General features: G+C 65.1%; 12 protein-coding genes. 5 read left to right on the top strand and 7 right to left on the bottom strand.

Features of this window, described 5'->3' with window-relative positions; translation table 11 throughout:
• Positions 1-31: 31 nt before the first annotated feature.
• The 3 genes from DAAJ005_RS16680 to DAAJ005_RS16670 form a co-directional block, all read right to left on the bottom strand.
• On the bottom strand, positions 32-1039 hold the full coding sequence (locus tag DAAJ005_RS16680) for an esterase family protein (RefSeq protein ID WP_151848083.1): 1008 nt from the start codon (positions 1037-1039) through the stop codon (positions 32-34).
• Between the two features lie 167 nt (positions 1040-1206).
• The gene (locus DAAJ005_RS16675; RefSeq protein ID WP_151848082.1) at positions 1207-2895 is read right to left on the bottom strand and encodes a long-chain fatty acid--CoA ligase; all 1689 of its coding nucleotides are present in this window, start codon (positions 2893-2895) and stop codon (positions 1207-1209) included.
• Between the two features lie 204 nt (positions 2896-3099).
• Positions 3100-3279: a hypothetical protein gene (locus tag DAAJ005_RS16670; RefSeq protein ID WP_151848081.1), complete on the bottom strand. Its 180-nt coding sequence runs from the start codon at positions 3277-3279 to the stop codon at positions 3100-3102.
• Positions 3280-3348: 69 nt separating this feature from the next.
• Here DAAJ005_RS16670 and DAAJ005_RS16665 point away from each other — a divergent pair, with 69 nt between their 5' ends.
• The gene (locus DAAJ005_RS16665) at positions 3349-3960 is read left to right on the top strand and encodes a VOC family protein (RefSeq protein ID WP_151848080.1); all 612 of its coding nucleotides are present in this window, start codon (positions 3349-3351) and stop codon (positions 3958-3960) included.
• A 73-nt stretch (positions 3961-4033) separates the two neighbouring features.
• On the opposite strand, the gene DAAJ005_RS16660 is transcribed toward DAAJ005_RS16665, so the two are convergent.
• Positions 4034-4672, bottom strand: a complete 639-nt coding sequence (locus DAAJ005_RS16660) for a rhomboid family intramembrane serine protease (RefSeq protein ID WP_151848079.1) — start codon at positions 4670-4672, stop codon at positions 4034-4036.
• Between the two features lie 140 nt (positions 4673-4812).
• Here DAAJ005_RS16660 and DAAJ005_RS16655 point away from each other — a divergent pair, with 140 nt between their 5' ends.
• Both DAAJ005_RS16655 and DAAJ005_RS16650 read left to right on the top strand, forming a co-directional pair.
• Entirely contained in the window at positions 4813-5934 is a 1122-nt protein-coding gene (locus DAAJ005_RS16655) for a GGDEF domain-containing protein (RefSeq protein ID WP_151848078.1), read from the top strand.
• 454 nt (positions 5935-6388) lie between these two features.
• On the top strand, positions 6389-8413 hold the full coding sequence (locus tag DAAJ005_RS16650) for a hypothetical protein (RefSeq protein ID WP_151848077.1): 2025 nt from the start codon (positions 6389-6391) through the stop codon (positions 8411-8413).
• A 72-nt stretch (positions 8414-8485) separates the two neighbouring features.
• On the opposite strand, the gene DAAJ005_RS16645 is transcribed toward DAAJ005_RS16650, so the two are convergent.
• Entirely contained in the window at positions 8486-10243 is a 1758-nt protein-coding gene (locus DAAJ005_RS16645) for a proline--tRNA ligase (RefSeq protein ID WP_151848076.1), read from the bottom strand.
• A 243-nt stretch (positions 10244-10486) separates the two neighbouring features.
• Between DAAJ005_RS16645 and DAAJ005_RS16640 the strand changes: the two genes are divergently transcribed.
• Entirely contained in the window at positions 10487-12529 is a 2043-nt protein-coding gene (locus DAAJ005_RS16640; RefSeq protein ID WP_151848075.1) for a hypothetical protein, read from the top strand.
• A 49-nt stretch (positions 12530-12578) separates the two neighbouring features.
• Here DAAJ005_RS16640 and DAAJ005_RS16635 read toward each other — a convergent pair whose 3' ends face one another.
• A complete protein-coding gene (locus DAAJ005_RS16635) occupies positions 12579-13520 on the bottom strand; it encodes a dienelactone hydrolase family protein (RefSeq protein WP_151848074.1) in 942 nt (313 codons plus the stop codon).
• Between the two features lie 367 nt (positions 13521-13887).
• Positions 13888-14907 carry an aspartate-semialdehyde dehydrogenase gene (locus DAAJ005_RS16630; protein ID WP_151848073.1) on the bottom strand — a complete coding sequence of 340 codons (1020 nt, stop codon included), beginning with the start codon at positions 14905-14907 and terminating at the stop codon, positions 13888-13890.
• Between the two features lie 297 nt (positions 14908-15204).
• On the opposite strand from DAAJ005_RS16630, the gene DAAJ005_RS16625 reads away from it, so the two are divergent.
• Positions 15205-18090: a GAF domain-containing protein gene (locus DAAJ005_RS16625; protein WP_151848072.1), complete on the top strand. Its 2886-nt coding sequence runs from the start codon at positions 15205-15207 to the stop codon at positions 18088-18090.
• The last annotated feature ends 117 nt before the right edge of the window (positions 18091-18207 follow it).

Here is an 18207-nt window from a genome sequence, read left to right as displayed (position 1 = left end):
CGCCTATGGCGTGGGTGGTGGTGAGGACGCTTCAGCCCTGCATATATAGAAACGCCTCTGGCAACGCCTCGCGCCACGTTACCCAGTTGTGGCCGCTGGGGTATTCGCGATACTGGTGCGGCAGAGCCAGATCAGCGAATAGGCCCGCCATGCGGCGATTCGGCCCGGTCAGCCATTCCAGTACGCCGGTATCTAGACTGGTTTTCAGGTGCGTGGGCGGAGTCTGGCGCAACCCCTCCAGCAACCATTCCCCGGCCCCGGTGGTGTCAATCACGCCCGCCGAATCCGTGGCCCCAGGTCTGGCGATGAAGGCCCCGCTGTGGCTGACCACGCGGCTGAACAGTTCCGGGTGACGGCTCCCCAGATACAGCGAGATCAGCCCGCCCAGGCTCGCGCCCCACAGCCCACGTTCCCCAACCGTGACCAGTTCGCCCTCCACACGCGGAAACACCTCTTGCGTCAGAAAATTCAGGTAGCGGTCATTCAGGTAGTACTCCTCGTTGCGGTCTCCCGGCTCCACGAACACCAGGGCTGCGCCCGTCGCCAGTCCAGCCTCCAGCGCGCGGTCCATCACCTCGCCCAGTTTGCCGGTGCGGTAAAAGGCCACGCCGTCCTGCACGTAATAAACTGGGATCGGCGTGCCAGGCATATAGCCGTGAGGGGTGTAGACGATGGCGCGGCGGGTGCCAGGGAAGACGCTGCCCTCCCAGGTCAGGCGCTGGGCGGTTCCCTTTTGCGTCGCCTCCGGGGCCAGCCATAGTGGGTGCCGCGTGTACTCGCCCACCACCGCCGCGCGCGGGTAGGGCCACCACGGATTCAGGGATTTCTGGGCATTGTCGGGGTCCGCAAACGCCACGCCCGCCGCGTCCAGCCAGGCGTATTCCACCCACGCGCCGCGCGGCAGGGTTAGCGTGATGGGCTGCCCCGCTGGCACGGGCAAAGGCTGCTGCTTACGCCAGTCGGTGAAATCCCCCACCAGAGCCACTGCGCCGGGTGGGGGGCTGAAGGTCACGAGTTGCCCGGAGACGGAAACGGCCATGGGAGGGATTCTACGTTTTGGAAGGCGGGAGAGGCCCCCAGTTCCACACCGCTGGGTCTGGACTGAACAACGTGGGGAAGTTCAAGAGCAGCTCATCCAGAGACAGTGACAGCGCCGCCCTCCTGATGTGGGGGCGGCGCTGCCTATGCAAAATTTACGGCGTCAATTTACTCCGTCTGCTCGGCCCGATGCGGCGAATTCCCAGCCGAGTAGCCCCGGTACTCCTCGCGCAGTTCACGTTTCAGGAACTTGCCGGTTGCGCCGATCGGAATGCTGTCGGTCAGCACGGTGGCGTCGGGCAGCCAGAACTTGGCGAAGTGGGGTTCCAGCAATTCAATCAACTGCTGATGGGTCACGCTCTGGCCGGGGCGCGGGACCACCACGGCCAGCGGGCGCTCGTCCCACTTGGGATCGTCCATCGCAATGACGGCGCACTGCGCCACGGCGGGGTGCGCCATGATGGCGTTTTCCAGGTCCACGCTGCTGATCCACTCGCCGCCGGACTTGATCAGGTCCTTGCTGCGGTCCTGAATGTGCATGTAACCGCGCTCGTCCAGCGTGGAGATATCGCCGGTGTCAAACCACAGTTCGCCGTCCAGCTCAAAGAAGTTGTCCTGGCCCGCGCCCTTGTAATAGCTGTTGGCCACCCACGGGCCGCGCGCGATCAGGTTGCCCATCGTTTTGCCGTCGTGGGGTAGGCGTTTGCGGCCCGCATCCACGATATCCAGCGTGATCAGCGGCACGGTGCGGCCCTGCTTGGCCCGCAGCTTGAAGCCCTCGTCGCTGTCGGCATCCACATCAAAGGGCAGGCTACTGGCCGTGCCCAGCGGGTGCGTTTCGGTCATGCCCCAGGCTTGCAGCATGGTCAGGTCATGGCGCGTCTGGAAGGCGCGGATCATGGATTCCGGCGCGGCGCTGCCGCCCACGATCAGGCGTTCCAGGCCGTCCAACCTGTACGGCTCTCCAGCCTCTTTCGCGCGGTCCAGTTCGCCCAGCAGGCCCATCCAGATGGTGGGCACGCCCGCCGTGACGGTTACGCCTTCATCCTGAAGCAGCGTGGCAATGTTCTTGCCATCGCTGAACACCCCGGCAAACACCTGTTTCGCGCCGTACATGGCGCAGGTGTAGGGCAGGCCCCAGGCGTTGACGTGAAACATCGGCACGATGGGCAGTACGCTGTCGGCCTCGCCCACGTTCAGGGCGTCCTTGGGGGCGCTGACCAGCGAGTGCAGCACGGTGGAGCGGTGCGTGTACACCACGCCCTTGGGGTTCCCCGTGGTGCCGGAGGTGTAGCACATGGCCGCTGCGTCGTTCTCGTCCAGGCGCGGGTAACGGGACAAAGGCTCCGCACCCATCACGAAGGTGTCATAGTCGTGGATGCCGGGCATGGGCTGCGGCAGCGGTCCCATCACGATGATGTGTTCCAGCTTGGGACAGGCCGCCTTTAGCGCTGGGATCATGGCGGCGAAGACGTTCTCGATCATCAGCACGCGGTCCTCGGCGTCGTTCAGAATCCAGGCCACCTGTTCGGGGTGCAGCCGGATGTTGACGGTGTGCAGCACCAGACCCGCGCTGGGCACGCCCAGGTACGCTTCCAGATGCCGGAAGGAGTTGACGGCCAATGTCGCCACCCGGTCTCCCTTCTGCAAGCCCAGCCCCAGCAGGCCGTTTGCCAGCCGCAGGGAGCGGTCCGCTACCTCGCCGTAGCTGATGCGGTGCTTCTTGGCAACCGGATTGCCCGCCTCGTCGCGGCCCGCCGCCAGCAGGCTGACCACCTCACGGGTTTTGTACTGCCCGCGAATGCGTTCCAGAATGGTGGGGACCGTCAGTTGAACGTCCATCATGTTGCCTTGCATGGTTGAGCCTCCGTGGAGAGATAGGGTGAAAAATGGCGGCGGCTTCTGGCGGCCACCCGGTCTGGAATCTGGGATGTTTGGGCCGAGTATAGAGATTGCCGGGCGCGGGAGGCGTATTTTCGCGTGCGTTCTTCTGGCATGTGGGGGCAGAGAGACGAAAAAACCCGCCACAGACGGCGGGATTGTCTTTTGACAGGCAAGAATTTATCTACGCGGCGTGTCCTGTCTCTTCTGCTCTGGCCTCGGCGGCTGGGCATGCGCCCCACCCCGCAGCGGGCGCGGTCCGGCAGGAACCAGCACACCCACGCCGTCATCCTGATCGTCACGTGGCGGAGTCTGGGTGTCGCGGCGAAACATCCCCGAAAGCCAGCGCAGCAGATTCATGCCCCAGCGTGCGCGTGGACGGGGCCACCGTTCAAGACTGCAAATCACGATTCTGCGTATGCTGCGCCCATGCCCGCCACCCTGGATCATCTGGTCATCGCCGCCCGCACGCTGGAAGAGGGCCGCGCGTGGCTCGAAGGCCGCCTGGACCTGCCCATGCAGGACGGCGGAAAACACGACAACTTCGGCACCCACAACGCGCTGCTGTCGCTGGGGCCGGATTGCTATCTGGAGGTCATCGCCATTGACCCCAGTGCCCCTGTCCCGAATCGCCCGCGCTGGTTCGGGCTGGACACCCCAGAAATAAAAGCGCGGCTGGAAGACGGACCCGCGTTGATCCACTGGGTGGCGGCGGTGGAAACGCTGACGGCTGGGCCAGAGGTGTTGGATCTCTCACGCGGCGAGAACCGCTGGGCGCTGACCGTGCCTGAAGACGGCGGGCTGCCGATGCACGGCGTCGCTCCGTCCCGCATCGTGTGGCACACGCCCCCGCCCCCCACACGGTTAACCGATGCCGGGGTGAGGCTGGGAAAGCTGCGACTGGGCAGCCCCACCCCGGATGCCCTGCGTGCTGTTCTGGACACCCTGAACTTCACGGGTGAGGTGGAGGTCTACGAGGCCCCGCAGCCTGAATTGCGCGCGGTGCTGGAAACGCCGAATGGACTGGTGACGCTGGATTGAGTGGGGGAAGCCCCTTTCAGTGGCGGTCTAAATGTCGGAAGGCCTGAACGCTAAACCGCCCATCTTTGGGCTTTCAGACTTTCAGACGGCTCTGCGTTCCCTTTCCCGGCCTGCGCCCATGCAGCAGCGCCGCTGCCAGCAAACCCGCCAGAAAACCGAACAGGTGCGACTCCCAGGACACCGCCGGATTGCCCGGCAGCACGCCCCAGATGATGCTGCCGTACAGCACGGCGGCCACCACGGCCACGCCAATCGCGGCAGGGGTACGCTCCCACCAGCCCACGCCCAGCAGGTACGCCAGATAGCCGAAGATCAGTTCGCTGGCTCCCAGATGCACGCTGCCGCCGCGCCCCAGCAGCCACACCAGCCCGCCGCCCACCACCGCCACCACCAGCGTGACCGCCAGAAAGCGCCCCACACCGCGCACCGCGCTCATGAAGGCCAGCACAGCCAGGGGCACGGTGTTGGCGATCAGATGGGGAAAGCCGTAGTGCAGGAACGGCGCGGTCAGCACATGCCAGAAGGTGCCGGGCACGCGTGGCTCGATGCCGTAGTAGTCCAGCCGCCCGCCAAAGCCGAACAGATCGACGATTTCCTGCACCCAGATCAGCGCGATCAGTGCGGCAGTGGTCCACAGGGCGGGGCCGATCTGCGGTTTGCCTGGTGCAAGTGGCGAAGGCCTGGGACGAACCGGGGGCGGGGACGGTCTCATATCCCCAGTCTGCCTCATGCTCCCAGTCTTCGGGACGGGCGCATGAGGTGCAGTGGAGCGGGAGCGGCAAACAGATTTTACTGGCCCCAACCACTGCGCTGTCAGGTGTGGGCAAGAGCGAATTGACTATCCTGGGCAGCATGGACCCGCAAGCCAATCTCCACCTGCCGAGCCGTGATCCCTACGGCGAGACGGTCCGGCGGCGGCTGTACATCGGCGCGGTGGTCTGCGGCATGACGCTGCTGCTGTTCGGCGTCGTCATGCAACGAGCGCTGAACCTGCATGAACCGTACCTGCAATACGTCGCCCCGGTGCTGATGGGTTTGAGTGCGCTGAACCTATGGTGGCTGCTGTCAGGTCGGGCGTTGATTGTCGCTGAGCTGGCCTCCGTTGTGGTACTGGCCGCCGCGAGCATGGCTCATATCGTGCTGGTCAGCCTGGGTGCCGCCGCGATGCCGGGGGCCTATCCCAACAGCGGGCCGTACTGGGCCGTGATCGGTGTCTGCGTGCTGGCCTTTCTGGCCCTGCCGCCGCGCCGCGCCACGCCCTTCAACCTGAGCTATCTGTCCTTCAGCCTGCTGCTGCCGTGGTTGCTGCCCGCCACCTACGCCGCATCGTCCGCTTCCGGGCTGGTGCGGGTGCAGCTCAATGCCGTGATGGTGTTCCTGCTGGTCTGGGGTCTGTCGTGGTTCCGTACCCAGTACGCCAGCCAGACCCAGACCCAGGAACTGCTGCGCCAGATGGCTTTCACGGACGCCCTGACTGGCCTGCCCAACCGCCACGCCGTCTACCCGGCAGTCGAGGCCCTGCTCCGGGACGCGGCGCAGGGGCAGGCCGGTTCGCTGTTTCTGATCGATCTGGACCACTTCAAGCGCATCAATGACGGCCACGGCCACGGCGTCGGCGACGAGGTGCTGGTGGCGGCGGCACAGGTGCTGCGAAACTGCGCCACTGAAAAAGGTTCGCCGTCGCCCACGGTGGGCCGCTGGGGAGGAGAGGAATTTATCGTGGTGATGCCGGGCACGCCTCCCGAGCGTGCCAGGGTCCGCGCCGAAGGGCTGCTGGCCGAATTCCGTGCCTGGAACTGGCCTCAGCACCTTCAGGTGACGGCCAGCATCGGCTCCAGCAGTGTCCGGACAGGCGAGGATTTCAGCGGGTTGCTGGCCCGCGCCGACGCCGCCCTGTACGCGGCCAAAGCCTCGGGCCGGGACCGGGCCGTCGTGCAGGGTGAGGCGGAACTGGAGGAGTCCGCCCTCTGCTGATGCGGGGTGGCTAGGGCTGATTTTTTTCTTTCCCCTGTCCTGATTACGGCCTCCGCTTCCTGTATCTGTTGCCAGATTGCCGGATCTTTTCCTCCCGGCAGGGTTTTCCTGTTTAGGGCCGGAAGTTGATCATGGGTTGATCACGGTTGCTGCGGATAGTGAGGGATAACAGGGAGCGGGGCGCAGAGAACAGGCGTGCCAGGCATTCCGGGCGGGGAAACCCCCGTGGCCGGTTCGTCATCCCACGCCGCTTCCTGTTCGGGAGGATGGAAATGACTGGGAGTTGGAAACACCAGACCCGGCCTGCTCACGCTGCTGATGGCAGGCCCGCCAGCCCAGTCTGGCGATTCCCCCAACGGGAGGTTTGAAACGGTTCGGAGAGCCGATGGACCCGCCGTGAATCACCGCTCCAGCACAGATCACACGCTCACATTTCCTTTGCGGAGGCCAGACCATGAGTGGAGTTCTAGGAGTTCCTGTTCCCGATCAGCAAGCCCGCGCCGATGAGTCTCACAAGCAGCGCATGAACGCCTGCAAAATGCCGGACCGTGGCACGGCACGCAGCGTGGCCAACGGTGAAGAACTCCTGTATGGCGAGACTTTCGCTGCCAACTTCCATAAGGGTCTGCCGCACACGAACAGGGGCTTCGTGGAACCCGCCGCGTACCGCGAGTACGTGGATGCGCTGCTCAACCAGGATCACGCACGCTTTGAGGCCATTGCCGCCGGGGAAAACTTTTCGGAGACCACCCATCCCAGGCATACGATGGGCGGCCCAGCGGCTGGGAAGAAGCACCGCAAACTGACCAGCCCCTTCGCCGGACATGTCTATGACCTAGAGGGCGCGGACGCCGGAGCGCTGGCTGTTGCGCCCGCCCCGGTGCTGGCGAGCGATGAACTGGCCGCCGAGATGGCCGAACTGTACGTGATGGCCCTGCTGCGCGACGAGAGTTTCTCGGACATCACGGCAGGGACGGGAGACAAAGCCGACCTGATAGGCACCTTGACAGACGCGTTGCAGGGCATGGCGTGGTTCAAGCCGGACAATGCCTTCCGCGCGGTGGGGGACCGCCGCCGCCCCCTGACCGGACCAGAAGGGCTGTTTCGTGGCTCCACGCCGGGGTCGCACAAGGGGCCGTGGCTCTCGCAGTTTCTGCTGGTCGGTAACCAGGGGCCGCCCCCGCTGGTCCGTAACCAGAGGCCGCCAGATCCAGATGCTCCTCCGCTCCCCCACTTGCTGGCCTTGCCTGAAGTGAAGCAGGGTCTGGTGTACTACGGCGCGCAGGTCGTTGATCAGCGCACGGTCACCGCCGAGCCTAAAAACGATTGGATGCAGACCTGGGCGGCGTGGCTCGACGCGCAAAACGGCGTGGACTTTAACAACCTCGATCTGATCTGCCCGGAGCGGCAGTTCATCACCACGCCGCGCGACATTGTCACCTACGTGCATTTTGACGCGCTGTATCAGGCCTATCAGGTGGCGTGCCTGCTGATGCTCGCTGGCGGCAGTCCCTTCAAGTTTGACCGGGGCCTGCCGGAGAGCCACAGCCGAACCCGCAACGCCTTTGTCACCTTTGGAGGTCCGCATGTCCTCACGCTGGTCGCGGAAGTCGCCACGCGGGCGCTCAAGGCAGTCTGGCGGCAAAAGTGGATGCATCACCGCCGCCTGCGGCCCGAGGTGGTCGCTGCATATCTCACCCTGTGGACACACAAGCCAAATGACATCCCTGACCCGGCTTTGCGGGATGCCCTGGCGACGCTGTACAGCAAGATGCCCGCAGATATTCTTGAAGCTATTGCCACTATGAACACGGCTAACACCAAGACGTCGCCTACCCTGTCTGCCCGAGCTGTCAAGCCAAACCGCCCCGCAGTTGGACTGCCAAAAATCAAAGATGAAGAGAATTACCTGCTGCCCATGGCCTTCCCGGAAGGGTCGCCCACCCATCCCGCCTACGGCGCGGGGCATGCCACGGTGGCCGGAGCCTGCGTCACGGCCCTCAAGGCGTTCTTTGAAATGTACGAACCAGACGGGGAGACACCATTGGAGTGGCCGTTGACTTCCCCAAACCCAATGAATCCAGATATGTACGGCTTCGGCGAGGTTTATGTCGGGGGTGGCCCGGACTTGAAGGTGGCTCCTGACTGGCCCAAACTGACCCCTCAGGGCGAGCCGGACAAGTTGACCATTCAGGGCGAGCTGGACAAGCTGGCGGGCAATATCGCCATCGCGCGGAACATGGCGGGCGTGCATTACTACACCGATTACTTCGCGTCGCTGCGGATGGGCGAGCGGGTCACCGTGTCGGTCCTGCAAGATCAGGCGGCTCAATACGGCGAACGGATGTCCATGAGCTTTACCAGCTTCGACGGTGACCGTATCCGGGTCAGCGGCCAGAACGGGCGTGGTGAAGTGTCCATCATCGACCGGGACGGACATGCCGTGAGTCCGCCCGACTGGTTCCAGCGCTACTCGTAAATTTTGTCGGTCAGCACAGGGAACAGGGTCACCGGAAGCTTCTTTTTCGGTGACCCTGCTCGGATATCTGCCTCAGGACTGGCCCATAGACCTGCCCAGCCAGCCTGTGATCTCGCCCAGCCCCATTTCCTGAACCTCGCCCCCACGCCGCTCCCTGACTTCCGCCCGGCCCCCGGCCACTCCGCACCCCAGCGTTATGCGCCAGGGAATGCCGGTCAGGTCCGCGTCGGCGAATTTGACGCCTGCCCGGAGGGGACGGTCATCAAGCAGGACATCTCTTCCAGCAGCCCGGAGTTCTGTGTAAAGGGTTTCGGCGGCCTCGACCTGGGCGGCGTCTTTCATGTCCACCACGGTCAGGATGACCTCGTGGGGGGCGATGACAGCGGGCCAGACCAGACCACGTTCGTCTGCATATTGCTCGGCCAGCGCCGCCGCCAGCCGGGTCACGCCCAGGCCGTAGCAGCCCATCGTGGGCGTCTGCGAGCTGCCGTCCGCCGCCGCGTAGGTCATCCCCAGCGCCCCCGTGTAGCGCGTGCCGAGCTGAAAGATGTGGCCCACTTCGATGCCCCGCGCCGACAGGAGCGGCTGGGCCGGATCGTGGGTGGACATTTCGCCCGCCTGCGCCTGCCGCAGATCAGCCACTTCGGGCAGCCGGAACTGCTCGTCCCAGTTCGCGCCCAACACATGCCAGTCGGTCTCGTTCGCGCCCGTGGTGAAGTTGTTCGATTCTGCTGCCGCCCCGTCGCACAGGCGCAAAAAAGTGCGATTCGGGCTGTCTGGCAAGTGGGGGGCGATGTAGCCGAGCGGCAGACTTGTGGCCCAGTTTGCCGTGTCCGCCACCTCCAGCGCGGTCAGTGTTCCATCTACCCGCGCGGATACGGCGTTCCATAGTTTGACCCGATTGACGCTGTGATCGCCGCGCAGGCTGACCAGGATGGGCCGGGTAGAGGTCTGATCGCCGTTCAGATATTCGGCCTCGTACAGCACGTTTTTAATCATGTGTGCGGGTTCGCAGCTCAGGACGGCGCAGGCGCTCGCCACGGTAGGCGTGCCGGGGGTGTGGCGGCGCCCAAAAGTCGTGAACGGACTGGCCGGGGCCGGATGGGCGTGTGAGACAGCCTGTTCCGCGTTCGCCGTGTACAACCCGTCGGCGGTGTACAGCACCTCGTCTTCCCCCACATCCGACAGCAGCAGGTATTCGCGGCTCCCGATCCCGCCGATCATTCCGCTGTCGGCCTGTGCGGCGCGCCAGTCCGCGCCCAGCCGGGTCAGAATGCGGGCGTAAGCGTCGCCCATGACCTCGAAGGTCCGGGCCAGATCCTCGGACGTGGTGTGGAAGCTGTAGCCATCCTTCATCACGAATTCGCGTGTCCGCAGCAACCCAGCGCGGGGCCGCAGCTCGTCGCGGAATTTGCGCCCGATCTGGTACACGCTTAGGGGCAGATCGCGGTAACTGCCCACCAGCTCGCGGGCCACGGCCACGGCGGCTTCCTCGTGGGTGGGGGCCAGCGCCAGTTCACGTCCTGCACGGTCTGTCACGGCGAACATGATCTGCTCGGCGCGGGTGTAGGTGTCCCAGCGCCCGGACTTCCGCCACAGCGCGGCGGGTTGCAGCAGCGGAAAGCTGACCTCCTGCGCCGCGCCTTCCAGCTCATGGCGAATAAGTGCTTCCAACTTGTGCAGCACGCGGGTCATGGGCGGCAGCATGGCGTACAGGCCGCTGCCCAGTTGTCGGATAAATCCGGCGCGCAGCAGCATTTCGGTGCCGCGCGTGTCCGCCTCCGAAGGCGTTTCCCGCCGCGTGACGAACGAACCTTGTGATAGGCGCATCTCTCTTCTCCCTTCTGAGTTGTAAAAACGACGGGTCAGGCGCGACAGATGCGCGCGTCCGGCAAAATGACGTCTTTACACCCCAGAGGGCGGCGGGCGCACGGGCAGGCCCGCACCAATACGCAGCAGGTCGCTGGACCGCTGCATCTGGGGGATCGTCTGCTCGCTCATGGTTATGAGGTTAGATGAGGTCTGGCAGCAGGTCAAGCCCCTCACCCCGCCGTCCCGCCACCGGAGGTTTCCATGCGTCTACCCGTTTTCCTTGCCTTTCGCCTGCTGTTGCTGGCGCTGCTGTTTTGCCCGGCTTCTGCGGCCCAGACATCTGCGGCCCAGAACGTCACCATTGCCACGCCTCCTGGCTGGACGCTGGAGGCGGCAGAGGGCGGCAGTCTGTACTTTCCCGCCGTCCCTGGAGGCAGGGAGCAGGCCACTGTGCTGGTGTTCCCGGAGCTGAAATACCAGCCAGATCCAAAGCAGTACGTGGAATCGTTGGCGGCTACCTTCGGCAAAACGTCCACCATCGTGAGCCAGGAACCCGTGCAGGCGCAGGGGATGCCGTCCGGGGCCACGCTGGCCTTGAAGAGTCTGCTGGTACGGAGCCAGGACGGCAGCGCCCTGTCGGTAGTTGTGGCGCTGGTGCAGGGACAGGATTCCGCTGTGGCGCTTGTTATGTTTACCCCCAGCGAGGCGGCGGCGCAAAAGGCTCTGCCTGCCTTGACCGGGATGCTGACTTCCGTGCGCTTCGCGCCGCGTCCAGTGACCGCCCAGCCCAGCGCAGGTGGCAAGGGTGGGCCGCTGGGCCTGGGAGTCAAGGGGGCACTGCCCGACGTGAAACCCACCACCGCCGCGCAGTTCGTGGGGACGGGCGGCAATCCTGAAGACGCCGTGATTCCCGAGGAATTCCGCTGCTATCAGAAGAAGGCGGGCGATAGCCTGACGCCAGAGCTGACCGTGCAAATCCTGCCCGGCGGCAAATACCGCACGGCGTATGGCGGCGGCACGTTGCAGGTGGTCAAGAACGGCAGCCTCCGCAAGATGCAGTGGACGGGCGGCCCGCTGAATGGGGCAGACGGGTATCTGGATTTTGGCAACTTCGGCCAGGATTTTTCGCTCAAGGGTGTGGGCAGCGACGTGTTGGAGCGTTCTATCAACTTCGAGTGCTACCAGCGCGGCCCGCGCGAGAACCAGGCGCTGTTTGAATTCAAGCTCAAGACGCCCAAGCCTGCCAACTATCCCTGTGTGATCAGCGACGGCACTGGAACGCCGGGCGGCATGCTGGAGCTGCTCTCGGGTGGGCAGTACCGCGTGGGCAAGGCGGGCGGGCGCTTCACGGTGGACTTCCGCAGCGATCAGAACTACAGCTTCAGCGATCTGAACTTTATCGGTGGCCCGCTGGGGGGCGAGGGCGGCACCTACACCGAGGACGGGTATGGACGCCGCGAAGTGAGCCTGCGCCGTGTTCGGGGCGGCATTTTCAGTTCCAAAAGTACCAATGTGGATTGCCGCATGGTGGTCAAACCCACACCGCCGCCCAGCATCTACGGTGCAGCACAAGCGCCTGCGCCGCCCAGGAGCGGCGGCGGACTGAGTGGCAACTGGGTTCACAGCCGCGCCGGGAACCTGATTCCGGGTCTGCAACTGGGGCCGGATTTTAGCTCTACGATGGTCATGAATTCCGAGTGTCCTGGCAATATCTGCTGGGAATTTGCCTTTTTTAACGAGAACGGCTACGTGTACACGGGTGAGCCGGGCGTGAGCCTGGCCGAAGCCGATTGCTCCCGCACCCACCCCAACGGTCTGCCCCGCTGCGAAATCTACCGCGTGCAGGGTGGCAAGATCACCTTTGGTAAGGGCGAGCCGGAGACTTTCAAGCAATCGGGCAACACCGTGACCATCGGGGGCCGCAAGTACACCCGGCTGCTGCCACTCACTGGCCTCAAGTTAGGCGGCGAGTACACTTCCACCGTTGTCTCTAACGTCAGTGTCTCGCTCGGCGGCACGGTCAGTAACAGGTCGCTGGCGTTCAGTCCTCAGGGGCAGTTCTCGTCTGACCGCAGCTCATCTACCAATCTGGCGGGCAGCGGCTACGTGCTGGGGGCGTCGAACACGGCGGCCACGGCGGGCGGAAAATATACCTTTGCGGACAACACCATCACCCTGACCTATGGCGATGGGCGCACCGTCAAACTGTTTGCGGCCGCCGACGCGCTGGACAACAGCAAACCGTCGCTGACGCTGCTGCGGCTGGGCGGCGTCAGCTACTTTCTGGACGATGGTAAAAAATAGCGGAGGGGCCGCAGGCGTTTGCCCTGGCCCCCACACCTGACCAACAGGTTTACGCTTTCAGGTACTTGTCAAACCAGGCCAGCGTCTGCGCCCAGGCGTCGTCGGCAGCGGCCTTGACATAACTGCCGCCGGTGTCGTTGTTAAAGGCGTGGCCCGCGCCGTCGTAGATCTTGATCCCGTAGGTGGTTCCCGCCGCCTTGAGGGCCGTTTCCAGCGCTGGAATGCCCGCGTTGATGCGGGTGTCGTTGCCGCCGTAAATGCCCAGCACCGCTGCCTTGATGTCCGGCACCTTTGCTGCGTCAGGCGCAGGACCGTAAAACGGCACGGCGGCTTTCAGTTCCGGGAGCGCCGTGGAGAGACTCCAGGTCAGGCCGCCGCCGAAGCAGAAGCCCACGGCGCCGATGCCCTGCACGCCCGGCTGGGTTTTCAGGACCTTGGCCGCCTCCAGCAGATTCGCCACATGCTCGTCGCCCGAGGTCTGCGCCAGATAGCTGGAAATCTGCGCGGTGTCGATGTACTGCTGGGTGCCGCCAATTTTAGACACCAGATCCGGGGCCATCGCAATGTATCCGGCCTTGGCCAGACGGCGTGCGATGTCCTGGATGTGCGGCTGGAGGCCCTTGTTCTCGTGAATGACGATCACGCCGGGGGCGGGAGTATTGCCTGCCGGGCGGGCCAGATACGCCAGATTGGTAAACCCGTTGGCTTCGTAAGTGACGGGCTTAACAGAAATGGCGGGATCACGCGGATCAACCATCCCTGCACCCTTGGCCGGGTCAGGCTGGGGCGGCGCAGTCTGGGCGCTGGCCAGTTCCGAGGCCGTAATCCCGGCGATGCCCAGCGAGGTCAGCAGCACGCGTGCGCCGATCACGCCGCCGCCCAGCAGGGTCATGCGGCGCAGGAACTCGCGGCGCTGCAACTCGCCCTCGTGGTAGTCCTCTGCAAATTCCTCGACAACGTAACGGAACAGATCCTGACGGTCTTCAGCCATGTGCAAGTCCTCCTGACGGTGGGTGGGCCACAGCCCTGGGCGGGGGTAAAAGAACGCCCTCAGTCCATACCAGACAGACGGGGGGCGAAAAGCCGTGATGTTAAACGATCTGACCTGAAGTTAACACGTCGGACCAGCCTCGATCTGTGTGCGGCGCTCAGGTTTCAGAGTTCAGATGATTGGGGCGCACCGTGGCGCTCATCTGACATGCAACGCAAAGCCCCTCTCCGCTGTGGAAAGGGGTTGGGAATATGGGTTGTCTTATACGGGTTCCGGGCGTGGAGTGGAGGGATCGAAACCCGTTTTTCTCCCTCTCGCTCCGCTCGGATTTTCAGGTGTTTTCAACACCTTCTAATCGGAGTCCGTATTAAACTCGCTGCTTTTCTTTCAACGCACCATGTTCCTGCAAATACTCCGCGATCTGCACGGCGTTCAGGGCCGCGCCCTTGAGCAGTTGATCCCCGGCCACGAACAGGTCGATGCCGCCGTCGAACACCAGACTTGCGCGGATGCGGCCCACCTCCACGTCGTATTTGCCGCTGGCAGTCAGGGGCATCGGGTACAGCCCTTCCCCTGGGTTGTCGCGCACTTCTACACCGGCAGAGCGGGACAGCAGTTCGCGCACGGCTTCCGGTGTGGCGGGGCGCTCCAGCTCCAGCGTGATCGCCTCGCTGTGCGTCCGCAGGGTGGGAATCCGCACCGCCGTGCAACTGATCTTCAGAGACTCGTCCCCGATGATCTTGCGCGTTTCCCAGGCCACCTTCATCTCTTCTTTGGTGTAACCATTGTCCTGAAAGGCATCGATGTGCGGAATCACGTTGAAGGGAATCGGGTGCGAGAAGACCTCGTGCCCGGCCTCCTTGCCGTGCAGGACCATATGGGTCTGGGTCAGCAGTTCGTCCATGCCCTTCTGGCCCGCGCCGCTGGTGGCCTGATAGGTAGAGACGATCATGCGCTTGACGCCGTATTCGCGGTGGATGGGGGCCACGGCCAGCACGGCGACGGCGGTGGTGCAGTTCGGGTTGGCGATGATGCCTTTGTGGTGCAGCGCGGCCTCGCCGTTCACTTCCGGCACCACCAACGGCACCTGCGGGTCATAGCGGAAGGCGCTGGAATTGTCGATGACCACCGCGCCCCCGGCCACCCACGCCGGGGCCTTTTCCTTGCTGATCGCGCCGCCTGCCGAGGCCAGGATCACGTCGGCGTCGATTGCGCCTTCCGGGGTGATCTGCACGGTCAATTCCTGGCCCTTGAAGGTCAGTTTGCTGCCTGCCGAACGCGGCGAGGCGAACAGCAGCAGCTCGTCAAACTTCAGGCTGCTCTTTTCCAGCACCTGCATCAACTCGTGTCCGACGGCTCCGGTGGCTCCCACAATGGCTACGCGCATGATCGTTCTCCTTGAGACAAAAAATCCGCCACGCGGTCTGCGGGCGGCTGAGTGACACAGGCCGCCGCTACGGAGTCATCGTGGTGAAAACGGCGCGGCTCATAGACGCAAGGTAGAGGCTGAGGGCGGACGGGTCAAGCGGGCTGGCTAGGCCGGAAGAGAAGTGCGGCTACTCGGTACTTGGGCGTCCTCGGCAGCGCTGCCCTGTGCTGGCCTCTTCTGGATGGCGGACAGGTGCGAGAATGAAGTTGCCGGAAGTCTATTTTCTGGTCACCTGTCTGGACCCTTCCCCCACCCATGACCCCCCTGCCCCCCACCCTCGCCGCTGCCCAGACTGCCCGCGCTTTTGCCTCGGCGCTGGCGGAGTACGCCTGCCAGGTCACGGCGGCGCACGGCGTTCAGGTCTGGGTGGCCGAGGGGGAGGCGGGCCGCCTGGAAGCTCTGGCCCAGGAAGGACGCGGCCTGGGCCTCAGCGACGGCACGCTGGCCCGGCGGGCGCTGGACGGCGGCGCTGTGTCGGAAAACGGAATGCTGGAGGAAGGCATGCTGGTCTGCCTCCCCTTCGGCTACGGAGTGCTGGAATTCGTGGGAGCCAGTTCGGAAGGAGTGGCGGAACTCTCGGCGCTGGTGCCGCTGCTGGCGCTGGCCCTGGAAGGCGTGCAGGCCCGCGAGGCCCGGCGCGGACGCGGACGCGTGGCCGAAACGGTGGAAGCCCTGGTGCGCCGTTTGGCGGGCAGTCTGGATCTGGCCGAGGTGCTGACCCGCACGGCCCAGAGTGCGGCCCAGGCGCTGGGATTCTCGCGCGCGTTCGTGGCCCTGTTCAATGAGTTCGGCGAGGGCGGGGCCAGAACGGGGGACGTGTTCTCGCACGGCTTTGATGAGACGTTCACCGGAGGCGTGGGTGTCGGCCCGGTCAGTCTGGAAACGCTGATCCGCCGGGGTGAGGCGATCCGCTTTGAACGCGCCAGGGACGCTGATTCACCGATGGCCCAGGGCCTGCTGGAATTGAATCCCGAAGCGGCGGTGATCGCTCCCCTCAGCGCACGCGGGCAGCCGCTGGGGGTGCTGTACGTGGACAGCCGCAGGCCCGGTGCAACGGCCACCGAAGACGACGCCCGGCTGGTGCTGGCGCTGGCCGAGCAGGCATCTCTGGCGATTGACAACGCCCGCCTGTACGGCATTGAGACCCGCAAACGCGAGGCCGCCGAGGCGCTGCGCGAGGCTGGGGCAGCGCTGGCGGGCAGCCTGCACCTGGGAGACACACTCGCCCGCGTGCTGGAGCGGGCCATGCCTCTTTTCCGCGCCGACGCCGCCGCCATCTACGAGGCCCAGCCGGATGGGCGCACCCTGAGCATCCGTAGCGCCGTGGGCCTGCCCAGCGAATACGTGTTGCGCGTGCGGGCCAAGATGGGCGCGGGCGTGACCGGACGGGCGGCCCAGCGCCGCGAACCGGTGGCCGCCCACGATCTGGCGAACGCCAATTCCGGCGGTGGCAGCCGCTACACCCGCCAGTTGCTGGCCCAGAACCGCTACCCCTACAAGGGCGTGCTGGGCCTGCCGTTGATTACCCGCGCCGGGGTCTTCGGTACCCTGACGCTGTACTGGGAAGCGCCGTTGCCGCTGGACGACGATGATCTGGCGCTGGCCGGGGTCTTCGCCGCGCAGGCATCGCTGGCCGTGGAAAATGCCCGCCTGTACGAGGAAGAACTGCGCCGCGAGCGCGAGGCCGCCGTGCTGCTGAACGTGGGCCGCGTGCTGGGCGAGAGTCAGGACGATGACGCGCTGGCCGGGGCGGTGCGCCTGACCACCCTGGCCCTGAACGCGGGGCGCGGTCTGATCGCCCTGACTGACGACGCGGGCGAGGTGCTGCGTTGCGCCACGTTCAACCTGTATCCGCCCACACCGGAAGAACTGGCCTCGTTGAAGGCCCAACTGGGACGCGGCCCCCGCCCCCTGCCCCGCCGCGCCTGCCTTCCAGTGGCGGGCAGCGGGCTGATCGTGCCCCTGGGCGACGACGTCCACCCGCTGGGATTCTTATACGCCGATGATCCTAGCCCGGAAGCTCCCGGCGATCACGTTCTGCAACTGGCCCGCAGCGTGGCCGATCAGATGGCCCAGACGCTGACCCGTGTGCGCCTGCTGTCTGCCCTGGAGCGAGAGGAAGCCCGTTACCGCCAACTGGCCGAGGGCGCACATGACCTGATCCTCAGCGCGGATGCGGGCGGGACCGTGACTTACGCCAACCCCGCCGCCTCCCGCCTGCTGGAACCGCTGACCGGGCCGCTGGTGGGGGAGAGGCTGCTTTCATTGCCCACTCCCGCCACCCGTGACGCCCTGAGCGCCGCCTGGGACGCTGCCCGCACCCGCAATGCCGGGGGCCGCGCCGAGATTGGAATTGGTCCTTACCGCCTAGAGGTGCGCCTGAGCGCCGTTGAGGCTGGCCCGGATTCCGGCGTGTTGCTCGTCGCCCGTGACCTCTCCGAACTCCAGACCCTGGCGGACGAGATCACCCGGCGCGGGCAGGCGCTAGAGGCCGCCACCTCCCGCCAGTCCGAACTCCGCACCTATCTCTCCCTGTTCACCCAGGCGCAGGAGGAAGAGCGCAAACGCATCAGCCGCGAGCTGCACGACGACACCGCGCAGGTGTTGACCGCCTCTGGCCGCCGGGTGGCAAGGCTGGCGCGCGAGCTGAGCGGCGAGCAGCGGGAACGCGCCGACGACATCCTGGCGGACCTGAACGCCGCGTTGGACAGCGTGCGCCGCTTTGCCCGCAACCTGCGTCCCAGTGTGCTGGACGATTTGGGGCTGCTGCCCGCGCTGGAATGGCTGGCGGGGCAGGCGCAGACGCCCACCCGTCTGGAAGTCGGGGGCCATGACCGCCGTCTGAACGCGGCCACCGAACTCACCATCTTTCGGCTGGCGCAGGAGGCACTGAACAACGTGGACAAGCACGCTGGGGCGAGCAGCGCCGCCATTCGTGTGATCTTTGGAGAAGGCGGCGTGGACGTGGTCATCAGCGACGACGGCCAGGGTTTCACCCCGCAGCAGGCCGAGGCCCGCGCCCAGGAGGGCCACTTGGGACTGACGGGCCTGCGCGAGCGCGTCGCTCTGGCCGGGGGAGAATTGAATGTGGACAGCGGGCCGGGGCAGGGAACGAAGTTGAGATTTAGTTTGCCGGGATAGGGCTAAGCAGGCCCGAGAGATGTCTAATTTATTTACCTGTATTGATGCTCTTGCAGGATCATAGGTCAGCGCGCTGACTCCCCCTCAAAACGAGGAACGGCCAGACGACTAACGAAT

The sequence above is a fragment of the Deinococcus sp. AJ005 genome, assembly GCF_009017495.1.
Taxonomy (GTDB): Bacteria; Deinococcota; Deinococci; order Deinococcales; family Deinococcaceae; genus Deinococcus.
The sequence above is the reverse complement of the archived record's forward strand: the minus strand, read 5'-3'. Positions and strand labels throughout refer to the sequence as shown.

Coding starts and splice junctions, on each gene's coding strand:
- DAAJ005_RS16675 (WP_151848082.1), bottom strand. CDS start 2,895: ATGCAAGGCAACATGATGGACGTTCAACTGACGGTCCCCACCATTCTG.
- DAAJ005_RS16650 (WP_151848077.1), top strand. CDS start 6,389: ATGAGTGGAGTTCTAGGAGTTCCTGTTCCCGATCAGCAAGCCCGCGCC.
- DAAJ005_RS16630 (WP_151848073.1), bottom strand. CDS start 14,907: ATGCGCGTAGCCATTGTGGGAGCCACCGGAGCCGTCGGACACGAGTTG.
- DAAJ005_RS16665 (WP_151848080.1), top strand. CDS start 3,349: ATGCCCGCCACCCTGGATCATCTGGTCATCGCCGCCCGCACGCTGGAA.
- DAAJ005_RS16670 (WP_151848081.1), bottom strand. CDS start 3,279: ATGAATCTGCTGCGCTGGCTTTCGGGGATGTTTCGCCGCGACACCCAG.
- DAAJ005_RS16635 (WP_151848074.1), bottom strand. CDS start 13,520: ATGGCTGAAGACCGTCAGGATCTGTTCCGTTACGTTGTCGAGGAATTT.
- DAAJ005_RS16655 (WP_151848078.1), top strand. CDS start 4,813: ATGGACCCGCAAGCCAATCTCCACCTGCCGAGCCGTGATCCCTACGGC.
- DAAJ005_RS16680 (WP_151848083.1), bottom strand. CDS start 1,039: ATGGCCGTTTCCGTCTCCGGGCAACTCGTGACCTTCAGCCCCCCACCC.
- DAAJ005_RS16660 (WP_151848079.1), bottom strand. CDS start 4,672: ATGAGACCGTCCCCGCCCCCGGTTCGTCCCAGGCCTTCGCCACTTGCA.
- DAAJ005_RS16640 (WP_151848075.1), top strand. CDS start 10,487: ATGCGTCTACCCGTTTTCCTTGCCTTTCGCCTGCTGTTGCTGGCGCTG.
- DAAJ005_RS16625 (WP_151848072.1), top strand. CDS start 15,205: ATGACCCCCCTGCCCCCCACCCTCGCCGCTGCCCAGACTGCCCGCGCT.
- DAAJ005_RS16645 (WP_151848076.1), bottom strand. CDS start 10,243: ATGCGCCTATCACAAGGTTCGTTCGTCACGCGGCGGGAAACGCCTTCG.